Source organism: Saprospiraceae bacterium, from assembly GCA_016709995.1.
Taxonomy (GTDB): domain Bacteria; phylum Bacteroidota; class Bacteroidia; order Chitinophagales; family Saprospiraceae; genus JADJLQ01.
Genome location: JADJLQ010000001.1, coordinates 1,837,999 through 1,853,189 on the forward strand (window position 1 = coordinate 1,837,999; position 15,191 = coordinate 1,853,189).

At 42.9% G+C, this 15,191-nt stretch carries 10 protein-coding genes; 6 read left to right on the forward strand and 4 right to left on the reverse strand.

Annotated features, from left to right (window positions below; genetic code table 11):
* Positions 1 to 1,260 (reverse strand): Nramp family divalent metal transporter, encoded by a 1,260-nt coding sequence (locus IPJ09_07755; GenBank protein MBK7371321.1) that lies wholly within the window; start codon positions 1,258 to 1,260, stop codon positions 1 to 3.
* A gap of 37 nt (positions 1,261 to 1,297) precedes the next feature.
* Positions 1,298 to 2,056 carry a glucose 1-dehydrogenase gene (locus tag IPJ09_07760; GenBank protein MBK7371322.1) on the reverse strand — a complete coding sequence of 253 codons (759 nt, stop codon included), beginning with the start codon at positions 2,054 to 2,056 and terminating at the stop codon, positions 1,298 to 1,300.
* A 175-nt stretch (positions 2,057 to 2,231) separates the two neighbouring features.
* Between IPJ09_07760 and IPJ09_07765 the strand changes: the two genes are divergently transcribed.
* The 4 genes from IPJ09_07765 (at position 2,232) to IPJ09_07780 (ending at position 12,794) form a co-directional block, all read left to right on the forward strand.
* Entirely contained in the window at positions 2,232 to 5,528 is a 3,297-nt protein-coding gene (locus tag IPJ09_07765; GenBank protein ID MBK7371323.1) for a VCBS repeat-containing protein, read from the forward strand.
* A 76-nt stretch (positions 5,529 to 5,604) separates the two neighbouring features.
* Positions 5,605 to 6,231 carry a hypothetical protein gene (locus tag IPJ09_07770; protein ID MBK7371324.1) on the forward strand — a complete coding sequence of 209 codons (627 nt, stop codon included), beginning with the start codon at positions 5,605 to 5,607 and terminating at the stop codon, positions 6,229 to 6,231.
* Between the two features lie 3 nt (positions 6,232 to 6,234).
* On the forward strand, positions 6,235 to 9,543 hold the full coding sequence (locus tag IPJ09_07775) for a VCBS repeat-containing protein (GenBank protein MBK7371325.1): 3,309 nt from the start codon (positions 6,235 to 6,237) through the stop codon (positions 9,541 to 9,543).
* Positions 9,543 to 12,794 (forward strand): VCBS repeat-containing protein, encoded by a 3,252-nt coding sequence (locus IPJ09_07780; GenBank protein MBK7371326.1) that lies wholly within the window; start codon positions 9,543 to 9,545, stop codon positions 12,792 to 12,794. Before IPJ09_07775 ends, IPJ09_07780 begins: the two co-directional genes overlap by 1 nt.
* Positions 12,795 to 12,858: 64 nt before the next feature.
* Here the strand turns inward: IPJ09_07780 and IPJ09_07785 are convergent, their stop codons facing one another.
* A complete protein-coding gene (locus IPJ09_07785) occupies positions 12,859 to 13,197 on the reverse strand; it encodes a nucleotidyltransferase domain-containing protein (protein MBK7371327.1) in 339 nt (112 codons plus the stop codon).
* Positions 13,173 to 13,619, reverse strand: a complete 447-nt coding sequence (locus IPJ09_07790; protein ID MBK7371328.1) for a HEPN domain-containing protein — start codon at positions 13,617 to 13,619, stop codon at positions 13,173 to 13,175. The genes IPJ09_07785 and IPJ09_07790 overlap by 25 nt, the downstream gene beginning before the upstream one ends.
* A 104-nt stretch (positions 13,620 to 13,723) precedes the next feature.
* Here IPJ09_07790 and IPJ09_07795 point away from each other — a divergent pair, with 104 nt between their 5' ends.
* Together IPJ09_07795 and IPJ09_07800 are read left to right on the forward strand one after the other, a co-directional pair.
* Positions 13,724 to 14,272 carry an inorganic diphosphatase gene (locus IPJ09_07795; protein MBK7371329.1) on the forward strand — a complete coding sequence of 183 codons (549 nt, stop codon included), beginning with the start codon at positions 13,724 to 13,726 and terminating at the stop codon, positions 14,270 to 14,272.
* A gap of 60 nt (positions 14,273 to 14,332) precedes the next feature.
* On the forward strand, positions 14,333 to 15,061 hold the full coding sequence (locus IPJ09_07800) for a carbon-nitrogen hydrolase family protein (protein ID MBK7371330.1): 729 nt from the start codon (positions 14,333 to 14,335) through the stop codon (positions 15,059 to 15,061).
* Positions 15,062 to 15,191 lie beyond the last annotated feature (130 nt).

Here is a 15,191-nt window from a genome sequence, read left to right on the forward strand (position 1 = left end):
TCAATCCATATATTTAGTAATCGCACTCACAATATCTGTTACTCCATAGTACGTGATCAATATTGAAAAAATCAGAGCCAATACAAGCCCTGTATTCAACCAAATGCCCGCTTTCAAATCAAGGATTAATTTTTTATTGTTGACAAAATATAAGATTGCAATAATCACCAGTGGTAGGGCTACTACCAGCAATACTTGTGAAAAGATCTGTACCTGAATGGGATTGCCTCCGTACAAGGGCCCAACAAGCCCGACCAGCGCAGCCACAGCAGTCAAAACTTTAAATTGCCTGGTCCCCATTTCAAATCTGCCGTGTTGATAATCTGAAAGCATCATTGGTGTGATCATCAACATTGGAAAAATGGAGGTCAGTCCGGCACTGAGGGTGCCCAATAAAAATATTGCAATGGCAAATCTACCGGCTATTGGCTCCAAAGTGCTCACCATATCCAATACTTTTTCAACGGTCTTGCCGTCTTTGTGCAGAGTAGCCATAGCAATAAACATGATGGAAGCACTTAATATAAATATGCCTACGCTCGCTCTCAAAGAGTCCTTGGTATGATGCCTGCTGTCGGCTTTGGTCCATCCTTTGGCTTGCAAAAAAAGAGGTCGGCTCAGGAAAGTCGCAGAAGCCATTGTCGTGCCTACAAACGCTACGACCAATCGCATAGCCCCATCTACTTCGGGTATGCGGGGAACAAATCCCGCAACTGCCTCTTTTACTGACGGCGGTTCGATGAACATGGATAAGAGAAAACTCAAAGCCATGAATCCTACAAAAACGGTCAATATCCTTTCAAAAAGCTTATACTTGCCCGTATTGAGCAAAAAATACATGGTCGCAACATTGATGGCTGCCAGCCCAACTACAAAACCATAATTATAAGGCCTCAGGCCAGGTATAAACAGATTGAAGGCTTCAAAAATAGCATTGGAGGTGATGGTCAGATTGCCCATCAGCGAATTATATTGCCCAAGAGTGACTCCGATAATGATCAGCCAGGCTATATATTTCCCAAAAGGCAGATACTTTTTCATGCCATAAAGTGCAGTATGCCCGGTCGCTAAATAAAAGCGTCCATAGGCTTCGATACAAGCCCAGGAAAACAAACAACTCAGAAAAATTACCCATAATAAATCCGCACCAAATCTGCTCCCGGCGACTATCATAGAGGTGACGCTACCTGTGCCTATGGTAAATCCAATCGCGATAATGGCTGGGCCAAAGCGACTGATAGCGTTTCTAAGCTTCTTCAAATCGTTAGATTAAATAAGTATTTGGCATTTTGTAAGATCAGGAAAATCCAATACCACCATTGATATCATAATTGCCTCCGGTGATAAATGCAGCTTCATCTGATGCCAAAAAAGCCACCAGGTGAGCAATATCCTCAGAAGTGCCTTCACGCCTCAAGGGGGTGCTTTCTACCACTTTTCTTCTAATCTCGTCCGGTGTAAACGTATCATGAAAAGTAGTATCGATCAGACCAGGACAAATCGCGTTAACCCGAATACCTTCAGGTCCAAGCTCCTTGGCCAATGATTTAGTATAGGTGGTCACTGCTCCTTTAGATGCGGCATACAAAGAGGAGCCCCCGCCACCGCCATCGCGGGCAGCCAGGGAAGATATATTGACGATGCAGCCACCTGGATTGATTTTTCCGGAAAAACCAAGTGTGACTAAAAATAAAGATCTAAAATTGACATCCATGACCGAATTGTAAAACGCTTCGTCCTGTTCCTTGAGTTTTTTTCTGGCTATCAAACCACCCGCATTATTGACTAGCACATCTATTTTTCTGGCACCTTGCCCGGTGGCGAGATCAACCAATTTTTGCACTTCATTCGATTTGGTCAGGTCAGCTTTACACAATATGGCTTTACCTCCGAGATCCTCTATTTCAGTAAGAGTATGCTGGGCATCTTTATCAGAATTAAAATAATTAATAATGACCAGAGCCCCTTCCACGGAAAATTTTGTCGCAATGGCTTTCCCTATATCCCGGGCACCTCCTGTGACTACGATCACTTTGTCTTTAAAGTTTTGACTCATGATATCGGTATTATCTCCACAAAATATTACTTACCCGCCACAAATTGAATATTTTATTAATTCTCTAAATTCTAAAAGCGCTTCATCTATCTGTCCCTCCACGCGTGTGAAGGTTAAAATCCAATTCTTCTAACACTCATTCCTCCTTATCTTGCAACTTTAATCCAAGCTACTGGTGCAGAAAATTTTATTTGTATTCATTTTGTTTTCTATGGGTTGCCTTCAACATCAATCCCAAGATCAAAAGAAAGCTGCTACTTTATTTTCATTACTTCCTTCTTCTCAAACTGGCATCACTTTCTCCAATGACCTTACTTATAGTGAAGAATTTAATCCCTATACCTATCGAAACTTTTACAACGGAGGCGGCGTAGGACTCGGAGACATCAATAATGATGGTCTTCTAGACATATTTTTTTGCGGCAATCAAGTCAATAGCAGACTGTATCTCAACAAAGGAAATTTTGTTTTCGAAGATATCACGGAGCATGCAGGGGTCGCCTGTGCGGGTGTATGGGCTGCGGGTGTGGCTTTTGTGGATATAAATGGAGATGGATGGCAAGATCTCTATGTATGCAAATCCGGTAAACCGGGTGGTGCTAACCGTCACAATGAATTATTTATCAATCAAAGGGATCTGACTTTCAAAGAAGCCTCCGAAGCATATGGCCTTGACAATACCGGGCTATCCAGTCATGCTGCCTTCTTTGATTATGATCGCGATGGTGACCTGGACTGTTACCTGCTCAATAACTCGATCCGTACAGTAGGAGCCTATGATCTTCGCAAGGATCAACGCAAGATTAGGGACACACTCGGTGGAAACAAGTTATTACGTAACGACCAGGGTCATTTTGTAGATGTGAGCGAGGAGGCAGGGATCTTCTCCAGTGCTATTGGCTTTGGACTGGGTGTCAGTGTCGGTGATCTCAACGGCGATACCTGGCCTGATCTGTATGTGAGCAATGATTTTTTCGAGCGGGATTATCTATACCTCAATCAACATGACGGCACCTTTAAAGAGGAGATTGAATCAGACATGCCTGAGATCAGCCTCAATAGTATGGGAGCAGATATGGCTGATATCAACAATGATGGATTGCCCGAAGTATTTGTCACCGATATGCTGCCTGAGACGGATGCGCGATATAAAACTAAAACCACTTTTGAAAACTGGGAAAAATACCAACGCAACGTGCTCAATGGATATCATCATCAGTTCATTCGTAATGTACTGCAGCTCAACCGGGGCAATATGAGATTTAGTGAAATCAGTCGCTATGCCGGAGTGTATGCCACGGATTGGAGTTGGGGTGCCTTGATTTTTGACATGGACATGGACGGTCGTAAAGATATCTTTGTAGCCAATGGCATTTACAAAGACCTGACAGACCAGGACTATCTCAATCTCTATAATGACCCTGAGACGATCCTTGGGCTGATGAAGACAGAGAGCAATGTAATTAAAAAACTGATAGACGCGATCCCTTCAGAGAAATTGGCCAATTATGCTTTTCATCAGGATAGCTGCCTGACTTTTTCCAATCTTGCCCAGGAATGGGGATTGGCCACACCTTCTTTTTCTAATGGATCTGCCTATGGTGATCTCGACAATGATGGGGATCTGGACCTGGTCATAAATAATACCGGCATGCCCTGTTTTGTCTATCGAAATAACGCCATTGAAAAGCAACTGGGCCATTTCTTAAAATTCGAATTAAAGGGGCTCCAGGCAAATACTAAAGCCATTGGCACCCAAATCACTTTATATGTTGATGGCAGAAAGCTATACCAGGAAGTAGAACCAATGAGAGGATTTGAATCCTGCGTAGACCCACGACCCCTGTTTGGACTGGGCCTGATCGAGAACATCGACTCCATAAAAATAGTATGGCCTGATGGGATGACGCAATGGTTAGGGCCTACTGCTGTCAACCAAACCATTATACTGGATCAAAAAGATGAGCCCAACGGGATGGTCCATCAGATGACCACTGCGATCCAGGAGGAGTTGGAGAACATAACAATAAAAGGACTTCAGTTTATACACACGGAAAATGTGTTTAATGATTTTGAAAGAGACCGCTTGTTGTTCAATATGATATCCACCGAAGGTCCTGGCATCGCTGTCGGAGATGTCAATGGTGATCATCTGGACGATATATATGCTGGTAATGCCATGAATGGAACAGGTGTCCTCTTTATACAACAATACAATGGTAGTTTTATACAAAAACGCGTAGCCGATTTTGAAGCGGATGCCGGCTCAGAAGATACTGATGCAGCTTTTTTTGATGCAGACGGTGACCTGGATCTTGATCTGTATGTATGCAGTGGTGGCAACGAAGTGCCCAGGGGATCGAGTCTGCTCGCAGATAGGTTATACATCAATACCGATAGTAAAGGCACGTTCAAAAAATCTCCTCAGATACTGCCCACTTTTAATTTTGAGAGCTCCGCTTGTGTCAAGCCTGCGGACATAGACCACGACGGGGATATCGATCTTTTCGTAGGAATCCGATTGGTACCATTCAATTATGGCATTCCTTGCAATGGGTACATTTTAATCAATGACGGTAAAGGTTTGTTTACGAAACTGGAAGTACCTGCTCTTGATAGACTGGGTATGATCACCGATGCAGGCTGGGCTGACATAGACAATGATAAAGACCTGGATCTCATCATCACCGGAGAGTGGATGCCCATATCCATATTTCAAAATGAGCGAAATCATTTTGAAAATGTGACGGGCCGATGGGGATTAGACTCTACTCAAGGTCTGTGGCAATGTGTACAGATCACCGATATAGACGCAGATGGCGATCAGGATATCTTAGCAGGCAATTGGGGGCTCAATAGCAGAATAAAATCTAGCCCTGCAAAGCCTGTCATCCTGTATATCAATGATTTTGATCAAAACGGCACTGCGGAGCAAATACTGACTACTTTCAATGGAGATGGATCCTATCCGCTCACCTTGAGACAAGACCTTATCATACAATTGCCTTATTTAAAAAAGAAGTATCTCAAATTTGAAAGTTATCGAAATCAGCATATAGAAGATATTTTTTCAGCAGATCAATTAAAAGGCTGCACCAAATTAGTATGTAAAACCACAGCTACCACCCTGTTTAAAAATCTAGGAGATAAGATGGTGCCTATCCAATTGCCTTTTGAAAGTCAGTTATCTCCTGTGTTTGATATTTTGCCCATAGATATCGATGAGGACGGCATGAAAGACATCTTATTGGGAGGAAATTTTAGTAGCGTCAAACCTGAACTTGGCTCGTATATGTCCAACGGTCTGACTTTGCTAAAACAAAACAAACAACATGAATTCATGACAACCAATCATCATGTAAGGGTACCGGAAGCCAGGGGAATAAGGTCTATCACTATTGGTAAAAAACCTTATGTAATCATCGCTAATAATAATGGCCCTATGCAGTTACTTGCGATTAAATCGAATTGAAAAACTTAATTAAAAGGTCTAAGCCCTCTGTATACCTTTTATAGGATGCTAGCCATCACAGCATGCATCTAAACCGATGCTTATTTTAGGCCCCACCATTCCCCTGTGGAATCCCTATCTTTGCATTCCTAAATCAGACCTGACCGTGATTCGAATATTATATATCGCATTCATTTCCATAGCTTTATTTACTTCCTGCAAATCTGACTACCAGCGAATGCTTCAGCATGAGATGGCTACCGGGATTCGACATGATAGTTTGTTTTTAGGCCTCAAGCTAGGTATGACCCGGAAGGATTTTTATACCATCTGTTGGGATCTGAACAAATCCGGCCAAATGACCCAAGGCAATAATAATGTAAGTGCAAGGTATTTCCTCAATGAAGGACTCAAGGCACCTGCCTACCTCGATTTTTACCCTACATTCAATGATGATACGATCAGCGAAATGCCTGCTTTATTTGTCTACAAGGACTGGGCCCCCTGGAATAAATCTTTATCTGCTGATTCTCTTTTAATCGATGTCCATCAATTAGTAGACAAATGGTATGGGCCTGGGTTCATCGAAATAAAAAACAAAGAAAAAGGCAATTTATGGGTCAAAGTGGATGGAAATCGAAGGATCCGATACTTTACAGAATTACCCAATAAAGTCAGGATGATCATCACGGACATGACCAATCCTCCAAAACCCATCCAATAACCTATGCGAACTTTGATCCTGGTCATTGGCAGCGTCTTTTTTATTCTTTCCTGTAAAAAAGCAATCAAATCACCGGAGGCAAAGACCTTGTTTAGACAAGTTCCTGCTAACGTTTCAGGGATAGATTTTGCCAATAATCTACATTACGATCGCAACTTTAATATTTATCGTTATCGGAATTTTTACAATGGGGGTGGTGTCGCGATAGGTGATATTAATAATGATAGTCTACCTGATATTTATTTTACCGGCAATATGGTAAAAAATAAATTATACCTCAACAAAGGCAATTTTGAATTTGAAGACATAACCCTTAAAGCAGGGGTGGCCGGCTCTAAAGCCTGGTCTACCGGTGTCTCTATGGCAGATGTCAATGGTGACGGCTGGCTTGATATCTATGTCTGTAACTCTGGTGATATCAAAGGAGATAACAAAGAAAACGAACTTTTTATCAATCAACAGGACGGTACCTTCAAGGAGATGGCAGCGTCCTACGGTCTCAATGATCGAGGGTACTCTACTCATGCTGCTTTTTTTGATTATGACAAAGACGGTGACCTGGATATGTATCTATTGAATAATTCGTATAAGGCTATTGGCAGTTTTAATCTTCGACAAGATGTACGCGAGATCAGAGATACCCTGGGTGGAGACAAACTTTTTCGCAATGATGCCAATATAGGAATGGATCATTTTACTGATGTGAGTCAGGAAGCTGGCATCTATGGCAGTCTCATCGGCTTTGGCCTGGGAGTCACCGTAGGTGATATCAATATGGATGGCTGGCAGGATATCTATGTGAGCAATGATTTTTTCGAAAGGGACTATCTCTATCTCAATCAGCACGATGGTACTTTCAAAGAAGACCTGACGAACGAAATGCAATGTACCAGTGCGGCCTCCATGGGTGCTGATATGGCGGACATTAACAATGATGGACTGCCGGATATCTTCGTCACCGACATGCTGCCTTCCAGTGAAAAAAGACTCAAGACCAAGACTACATTTGAAGATTGGAACAAGTATCAGTACAATGTACGTAATGGGTATTTCCACCAGTTCATCCGTAATATGCTCCATCTCAATCGTGGTTCCAATACATTTTCGGATATCGGTCGACTCGCCGATGTACATGCCACGGATTGGAGTTGGGGAGCCCTTATGTTTGATATGGATCTCGATGGTCAGAAAGATATCTTTGTAGCCAACGGAATCTACCAGGATCTCACCGACCAGGATTATTTAAGTTTTGTCTCTGATGAAAATACGGTGCGCAATATTGTCAAAGATGACAGCGTAGATTTCAAGCAGCTGATAGATTCTATCCCCAGCGAAGCGGTACCCAACAGTGCATTTCAAAATCAAGGCAATCTCGGATTTAAAGATAAAGCTACAGAATGGGGCCTGGGCATGGCTTCATTCTCCAATGGATCAGCTTACGGTGATCTGGACAATGATGGTGACCTCGATCTGGTGATCAATAATGTCAATATGCCCTGTTTTGTTTTTCAGAATCAAGCCACCACCCTACTCAAACATCATTACCTCAAATTAAAATTTACAGGTTCGGGAAAAAACACCCTTGCTTATGGCGCCGCCGTCAACCTTTGGGCTGGTGGTCAGCGACAATATTTGGAGCATATGCCGATCAGAGGATTTGAATCATCGATGGATCCTGATATGGTATTTGGATTGGGTGACCGGTCAACGATTGACTCCTTAGAAGCTATATTTCCAGATGGCAAAAGTATCATGCTAAAAAATGTTCCGGCTGATCAGACCCTGCACTTATATCAAACCGAAGCCATTGAAAAGGAAATAGTGCCCACTATAATCAATCCATTGTTTTCAATCATCGATATCAAAGGTCTCGACCAACCTCACCAGGAAAATGAGTATTCAGATTTTGATCGGGATCGGCTCATCTACCAAATGATGTCTAATGAAGGACCTAAATTGGCCGTCGGAGATGCCAACAATGACGGGCTCGATGATATCTATTGTGGTGCGGCCAAAGGCCAATCAAAATCCATCTGTATCCAGCAAAAGGATGGCAGCTTTAAAATGTCTGTCCCCGATGCCTTTAAAGGAAATCGGGAAAATGAAGATATGGGTATGGCCTGGATAGATGTGGATGGTGATCATGACCTCGATCTCTATGTCTGTTCCGGAGGTTCTGAAGATCCGGAGGCTTCTTCTAATTTAATGGATCGATTATACATCAATAACTCTGCTGGTGGAAATATAAATTTTACTTTATCACCCCAGGTTTTGCCGACCTTTAAATTTGAGTCGACATCCTGCGTACGCCCTTGCGATATCGATGGGGACGGAGATATGGATTTATTCGTGGGCATGCGATACAAACCTTTTTATTATGGGCTGCCTGTCAATGGATATATGCTCATCAATGACAAAGGCAATTTTACCAACCAGACGAGCACCATCGCTCCTCAACTCACCGGATGCGGCATGATCACAGATGCAACCTGGGCAGATGTAAATAATGACCATTTACCAGATCTTATCCTCTGTGGAGAATATATGCCGATCAAGATATTTATCAATAAAGGAGGAAAATTTATTCAAGAAAATGTGGTCTCGTCAAAAGGCTGGTGGAATACTCTCGCTGCTGTAGATCTCGACGGGGATGGAGATATTGATATCGTCGGTGGCAATCACGGTCTCAACTCCAGGTTTAAAGCATCCCCTACTCAACCCATCAAACTATATGTCAATGATTTTGACCAAAATGGTACAGTGGAACAAATACTCACCAGCTATCGTGAAAACAAAGAATTTCCATTTGCGCTCAAACATGATCTCATAGCCCAGATGCCGGCAATGAAGAAAAAATATTTAAAATATGCTTCTTTCGCTGGACAGACCATTCAGGATTATTTCCCCCCCAATATTATCAATGCATCTGTCATAGACAGCGTAGATTTTTTACAAACCGCGGTATTCTATAATGATGGTACAGGTCATTTCACTCCCGGGACGCTTCCCATCGAAGCCCAGTTCTCGCCGGTGTATGCAGTCTATTGCGATGATTTTAATCACGATGGCAAGCTCGATATCCTCCTGGGTGGCAATCAATACCGGACCAAACCTGAGACCGGACGCTATGATGCTTCCTATGGACAAGTATTGCTCCAACATGAAAATCATCTTTTTGAGGCACTGTCTATAGCTCAATCCGGCATTAAAATCATCGGAGAAGTCAGGGATATCAAACCTATCCAAATCAAAGGAAAAAAATATATGGTCGTAGCCCGAAACAATTCTACTCCGCTAATCTATTCTTACTGATGAAGTCGTTACATTTCTTTTTAACATCGTCTATCATCCTATTGATGTTTGGCGCTTGTTCCAAACCCACCAATACCTTATTTCGATCCGCCGCAAGCGCAGAGAGCGGAATTGATTTTTCGAATACGCTTACTCCTACCGACAGCCTCAATATCATCGAATATCTCTACTATTATAATGGTGGCGGTGTGGCAGTCGGTGATATCAACAATGACGGCAAGCCGGATATCTACCTATCCTCTAACCAACAAAGCAACAAACTTTTTCTCAACACCGGTCACTTGAACTTTAAAGATATCACAGCTACTTCAGGCACCTCTACTTTACCGCATACGACGGGGGCTAAATGGAATACCGGCGTCAGTATGGCTGATGTCAATGGCGACGGCTGGTTGGATATCTATGTATGCCAGGTAGGTGATTATAAATCTATCAAAGGGCGCAATCTCTTATACATCAACAATCACGATCTGACTTTTTCAGAGCGGGCGGCTGATTTTGGACTCGATATTCAATCTTTTTCTACGCAGGCTGCCTGGCTGGACTATGATCGGGATGGAGACCTTGACATGTATTTGCTTTGCCACTCCGTGCACTCTACGGATATGTATAAAGACACCAGCGTGCGCAGAGTAGTAGACCCCTTGCGCGGAGATAGATTGATGCGCAATGATGAGGGAATATTTCACAATGTGAGCGAAGCTGCCGGTATTTTAAGCAGTCCGATTGGCTACGGCTTGGGGGTCGCTGTATCTGATTTTAATAATGATGCCTGGCCGGATATATTGATAGGCAATGACTTCCATGAAAATGATTATTTGTATATCAATGATCAGCACGGTGGATTCAGACAAAGCCAAAATGCCTCCTTCAGGCATACCAGTACTTTTTCTATGGGATGTGATATAGCGGATATCAATCGGGATGGACGCATGGACCTCATCAGCCTGGACATGAAACCCGATGATGAAATCGTTTTAAAAAACAGCGTTGGTGCAGATCCTTACGATATCTATCAGTATAAAATATCCTTTGGGTATCACTACCAGTATCCACGCAACACATTCCAACTCAACCAATATATCGACCAGGCTGGAACCCCATTCTTTAGCGAAGTCGGCCAACAATTAGGTATCTCCCGCACTGATTGGAGTTGGAGTCCATTGCTTGCTGACTTTGACAACAATGGGCTTACCGATATATTTATAGCTAATGGCATAGCCCATCGCCCCAATGACCTGGACTATCTCAAATATTATTCTTCTATCCAAAAGCTTGACACAGCACATGCCGACGCATTGATCAACAGGATGCCGGATGGTCGTGCTAAAAACTTCTTTTTTTCTCAGTCTGCAGGGCTGCAATTTGATGATGTTTCAGCTGCATGGAACCCTGAAGGAAAAGATCTTTCAACGGCTGCGGCTTACGCTGATTTTGACAATGACGGTGACCTCGACATCATCATCAACCGAATCGATCAACCTGCCACCTTACTGGTCAATCAATCTACAGGCAACCATTACCTCAAAGTCCAGCTTTTCGATACTTCCCGCAACAAATATGATATTGGTGCCAGAATCACGGTGTATGCTGCAGGCCAGGTATATGCCAGGGATATATACCCGACCAGAGGATTCCAATCATCCTCCGATTATACCGTACATATAGGCTTAGGGACTGCGGATCATATAGACAGCTTATTGATTCGATGGCCCGAAGGCACTTACTCACTGAAAGAAAATGTCCCGATAGATAGTCTTTTAAAATTTACCCGTCCCAAGTCAAGAAGTATGGCAAAAAGTGATATGACTTTAACTGCTTTACTTACGCCCATTTATAACGGACTTGATTTTATCCACCGGGAAAATTCTTACAATGATTTTGAACGTGAAAAATTATTGCTGTATAAACTCTCGTCGCAGGGTCCCGGCATCGCTGTTGGGGATATAAATGGAGATGGAAGAGAAGATCTGTGGATCGGAGGCGCTCGGGATCAAAGTGGGATCACTTATTTGCAATCAGCCACAGGTCAATTGCTCCCATTACAACAACATGATCTTGAAGCTCATGCAGGATTTGAAGATATCTCAGGACGATGGATCGATGTAGATGCAGATCGGGATCTGGACCTGGTAGTCATCTCCGGGGGATATCAAATCGACAACCCAAATATTCTTTTGGATCGGGTCTATTTTAATGATGGCCATGGCAACCTGACTTATGATGCCGCAGCTATGCCTGCGGTGTCGCATATGAGCAGTTGCATAGCCCCCAATGATATGGATGGGGATGTCGACCTGTTTATTGGTGGTCGGGTAGCCCCCTATTACGGGTACAATACAGACTCTTATTTATTGATCAATGATGGCAAGGGACATTTTAGTATCGATCCGGACCCAATCTTTAAAGGTCTGGGGATGGTCACAGATGCGGTATGGTCTGCTGTTGACAATTCACCTCGTAAGGACCTGGTAGTCTGTGGTGAATGGATGCCTATCACTCTACTGAGCCATGATGGCAGTAGATGGAGCAAGAGGACTATCCCTAATACCGAAGGGCTGTGGCAGTCGATATCTTCTGTTGATCTGGATGGGGATGGAGATGAGGATCTGGTAGCGGGCAATATCGGACATAATCATGATCTACGGGCAACTGCGGCTCATCCAGCTCGTATGTACGTAGCTGATTTTGATCAAAACACAACACCTGAGGCAGTGATCTCCTACTACGTGCAGAACCAGGATTATTCCTTTTTCAGCAAAGATGAACTAGCTGGTGAGATGGTCATCCTCAAGAAAAAATATACAGATTATCACAGTTTTGCTCAGAGTCGCCTCGACCAGGTATTTGTCGATCTCGAGAAGAACCCTATCAACAAATCGGTCTCACAGCTTGCGTCTACCATTTTTGAAAACAACGGAAAAGGCCAATATACTGCCCACCCTCTACCCTTCTCAGCCCAGTCTACCATGATATTTTCTATCCTCCCTACCGATGTCAATGGTGATAACCTGACTGATCTTATGCTGGGCGGCAATATCTATGAAGTCACTCCCTCTTTCGGGCGGATGGATGGAGGTTATGGCACTGTCCTGATCAATAAAGGCAAAATGCAATTTGAAGAACTGCCAACCGACCAATCCGGTTTTTTTGTGCCGGGTGCAATTCGAGACATACAGACTATCACTATATCAGGTAAAAAAGCATATTTAGTAACCAGGAATGGAGACCGAGTGATGGTCTTTGAATAAGTGTGATCTGAGGGCATCATGAAATAGAACTTGATGGCCTGCATCCTGCAAAAAGGTGTTTTTGTTATGTTGAATTAGCTTCCTGAAACTTAGTGGTATCCCGAAGTACCACAGCATGTTTTTTGATTTCTTGTACAAACGGATCCTCTTCAAAATCCACTAAAGGATACAGTCGCAAAGACATCTGAGGCAATCTTTCTGCGCATTGAATCATATCTATATTGGCATGTGGGTTTTCAACAAAAGCTGAAGAAAACACAGCAAGATCTAAATCACTATATTCATGAGGTGTGCCTTTGGCGTAGGACCCAAATAACAATATTTTTTCCATAGGAAGTCCATGCCTGGCAGCACTGGTCACCATTTCATTTACAGCTTTTATGATAGTTTGTCTTGCAAGCATGCTCTCAGCGATTTTGCTTTTTCCAACATCTCCAATAAATAGGCTTTGTTGGTATATTTTTTTATGTATTGCTTATAGTCAGGATACCTTCCTTCAAATTGGTACTTTTGAATATCATCTATAAACCTCGCCTGGTCTGCATCCAATACCAATGAAGTATCGGTCAATATATATTTCAATTCATGAATTCTTGGTGGAAAGTTTGCCTGATTTTCTTTTACCCACAAAGCTTTTGCCAACTTCTCTAAGCTCAGGTGTAAACAGAACAGGGCAAATACATAGTCACTCTTTTCAACCAACCAAGACACTCTATCCCAGTCTTCTGACGAAGATTCTGTCCAATATTTTATATAATCGTTTTTAGTTAACACCCAAACAAAGATAAACAAATAACAGGTGAGCATATAACTATTGAAAATCATCTATGAGCAGAAAAAAACGAGCATCTTAAATTCATTGCTTATCTATGTTGGTGAAGTCTTAACTTTAATACTTCATACTAGATTAACTACGTTACCTCATCTCTATGAAAGCACTATTCAACCCCTGGCACCATGTCTCCCCCGGTAATAAATTATACCTGGAAATCAATGGCATTATCGAGATCCCCAAAGGCACACGAGCTAAATATGAGCTCGACAAAGACAGCGGCTTGCTCAAGCTGGATCGGGTATTATTCTCATCGGTGTATTATCCGGCCAACTATGGTTTTATACCCCAAAGCTATTGTGATGACAAGGATCCATTGGATATCCTCATTTTGTCCCAGATAGATATAGAACCACTGTGCATCGTACCGGCCAAACCCATCGGAGTCATGCGCATGCTCGACAATGGCGAGGCGGATGACAAAATCATTGCTGTAGCTGCAGGTGACCCCAGTGTCAATCATATCAACGATATCTCCGAGTTACCTCCACACTTTATCTCGGAGATGCGCCATTTTTTTGAAGATTATAAAAAACTGGAGAATAAATCCGTCGTCGTCGAAGATTTTCTGGATCGGGAGATGGCGATCCAAATCATCAAGGACAGTTTTAAACTCTACCAGGAGAAATTTGGTATTCCCGCTTAAGATTGCCCATCTGATGATACTTAATTTTACAAGACCCAACTTAATCCCGATTTTATACCTATGAGGCTTTGTGTAGCTCAAATCAGACCAGTCTCCGGTTCTATAGCTCAAAATATCGGGATCCATAAAAAGTGGATCGACCGGGCTATTCAACATAGTACTGATATCATTATTTTTCCAGAACTATCCATCACCGGATACGAACCGAACCTGGCCCATGATCTGGCCCTACATCCTGATGATGCCCGGCTAGAGGTATTCCAGCACCTCAGCGACCAATCAAAGATCATCATTGGTGTCGGGGCTCCTATACGGCAAGATCAGGGTATCACCATCAGCTTGATACTTTTTCATCCAAACGCCCCCAGGCAGGTATATACTAAAAAATACATTCACCAGGACGAAGAACCTTTCTTTATCCCCGGACACAATGAATCAGCCTTATTAAACCATCATCCCACCATAGCATTGTCCATCTGTTACGAACTTTCTGTACCTCAGCATGCTGAGGATGCCCATCGACATGGCGCCAATATCTATCTATCCAGCGTAGCTAAAACGGCCCAGGGAATCTTGCGGGCAAATGCCCGCCTGTCAGAAATAGCACAAAAATATAAGATGACGGTGCTGATGTCAAATTGTGTGGGTGTCTGTGATCAGGTTATGACCACCGGAAATTCTGCCGTTTGGGATGATCAGGGCATTATGTTGGCTCAGCTAGATCAGAGCACGGAGGGGTTGCTTATATGGGATACAAAGCTTCAAGAGACCATTTGTTTGGTTGACTAAAAGGCATATAACAATCAAGTAACTCTAAAATATTTGATGTCAAATGAACGAGGATTAGTGGATCTCCGCATAACCAACGAACTGCCGTAACTAACTTCGACTTATCCCTAATTTACCCGCCCAAGTTTCA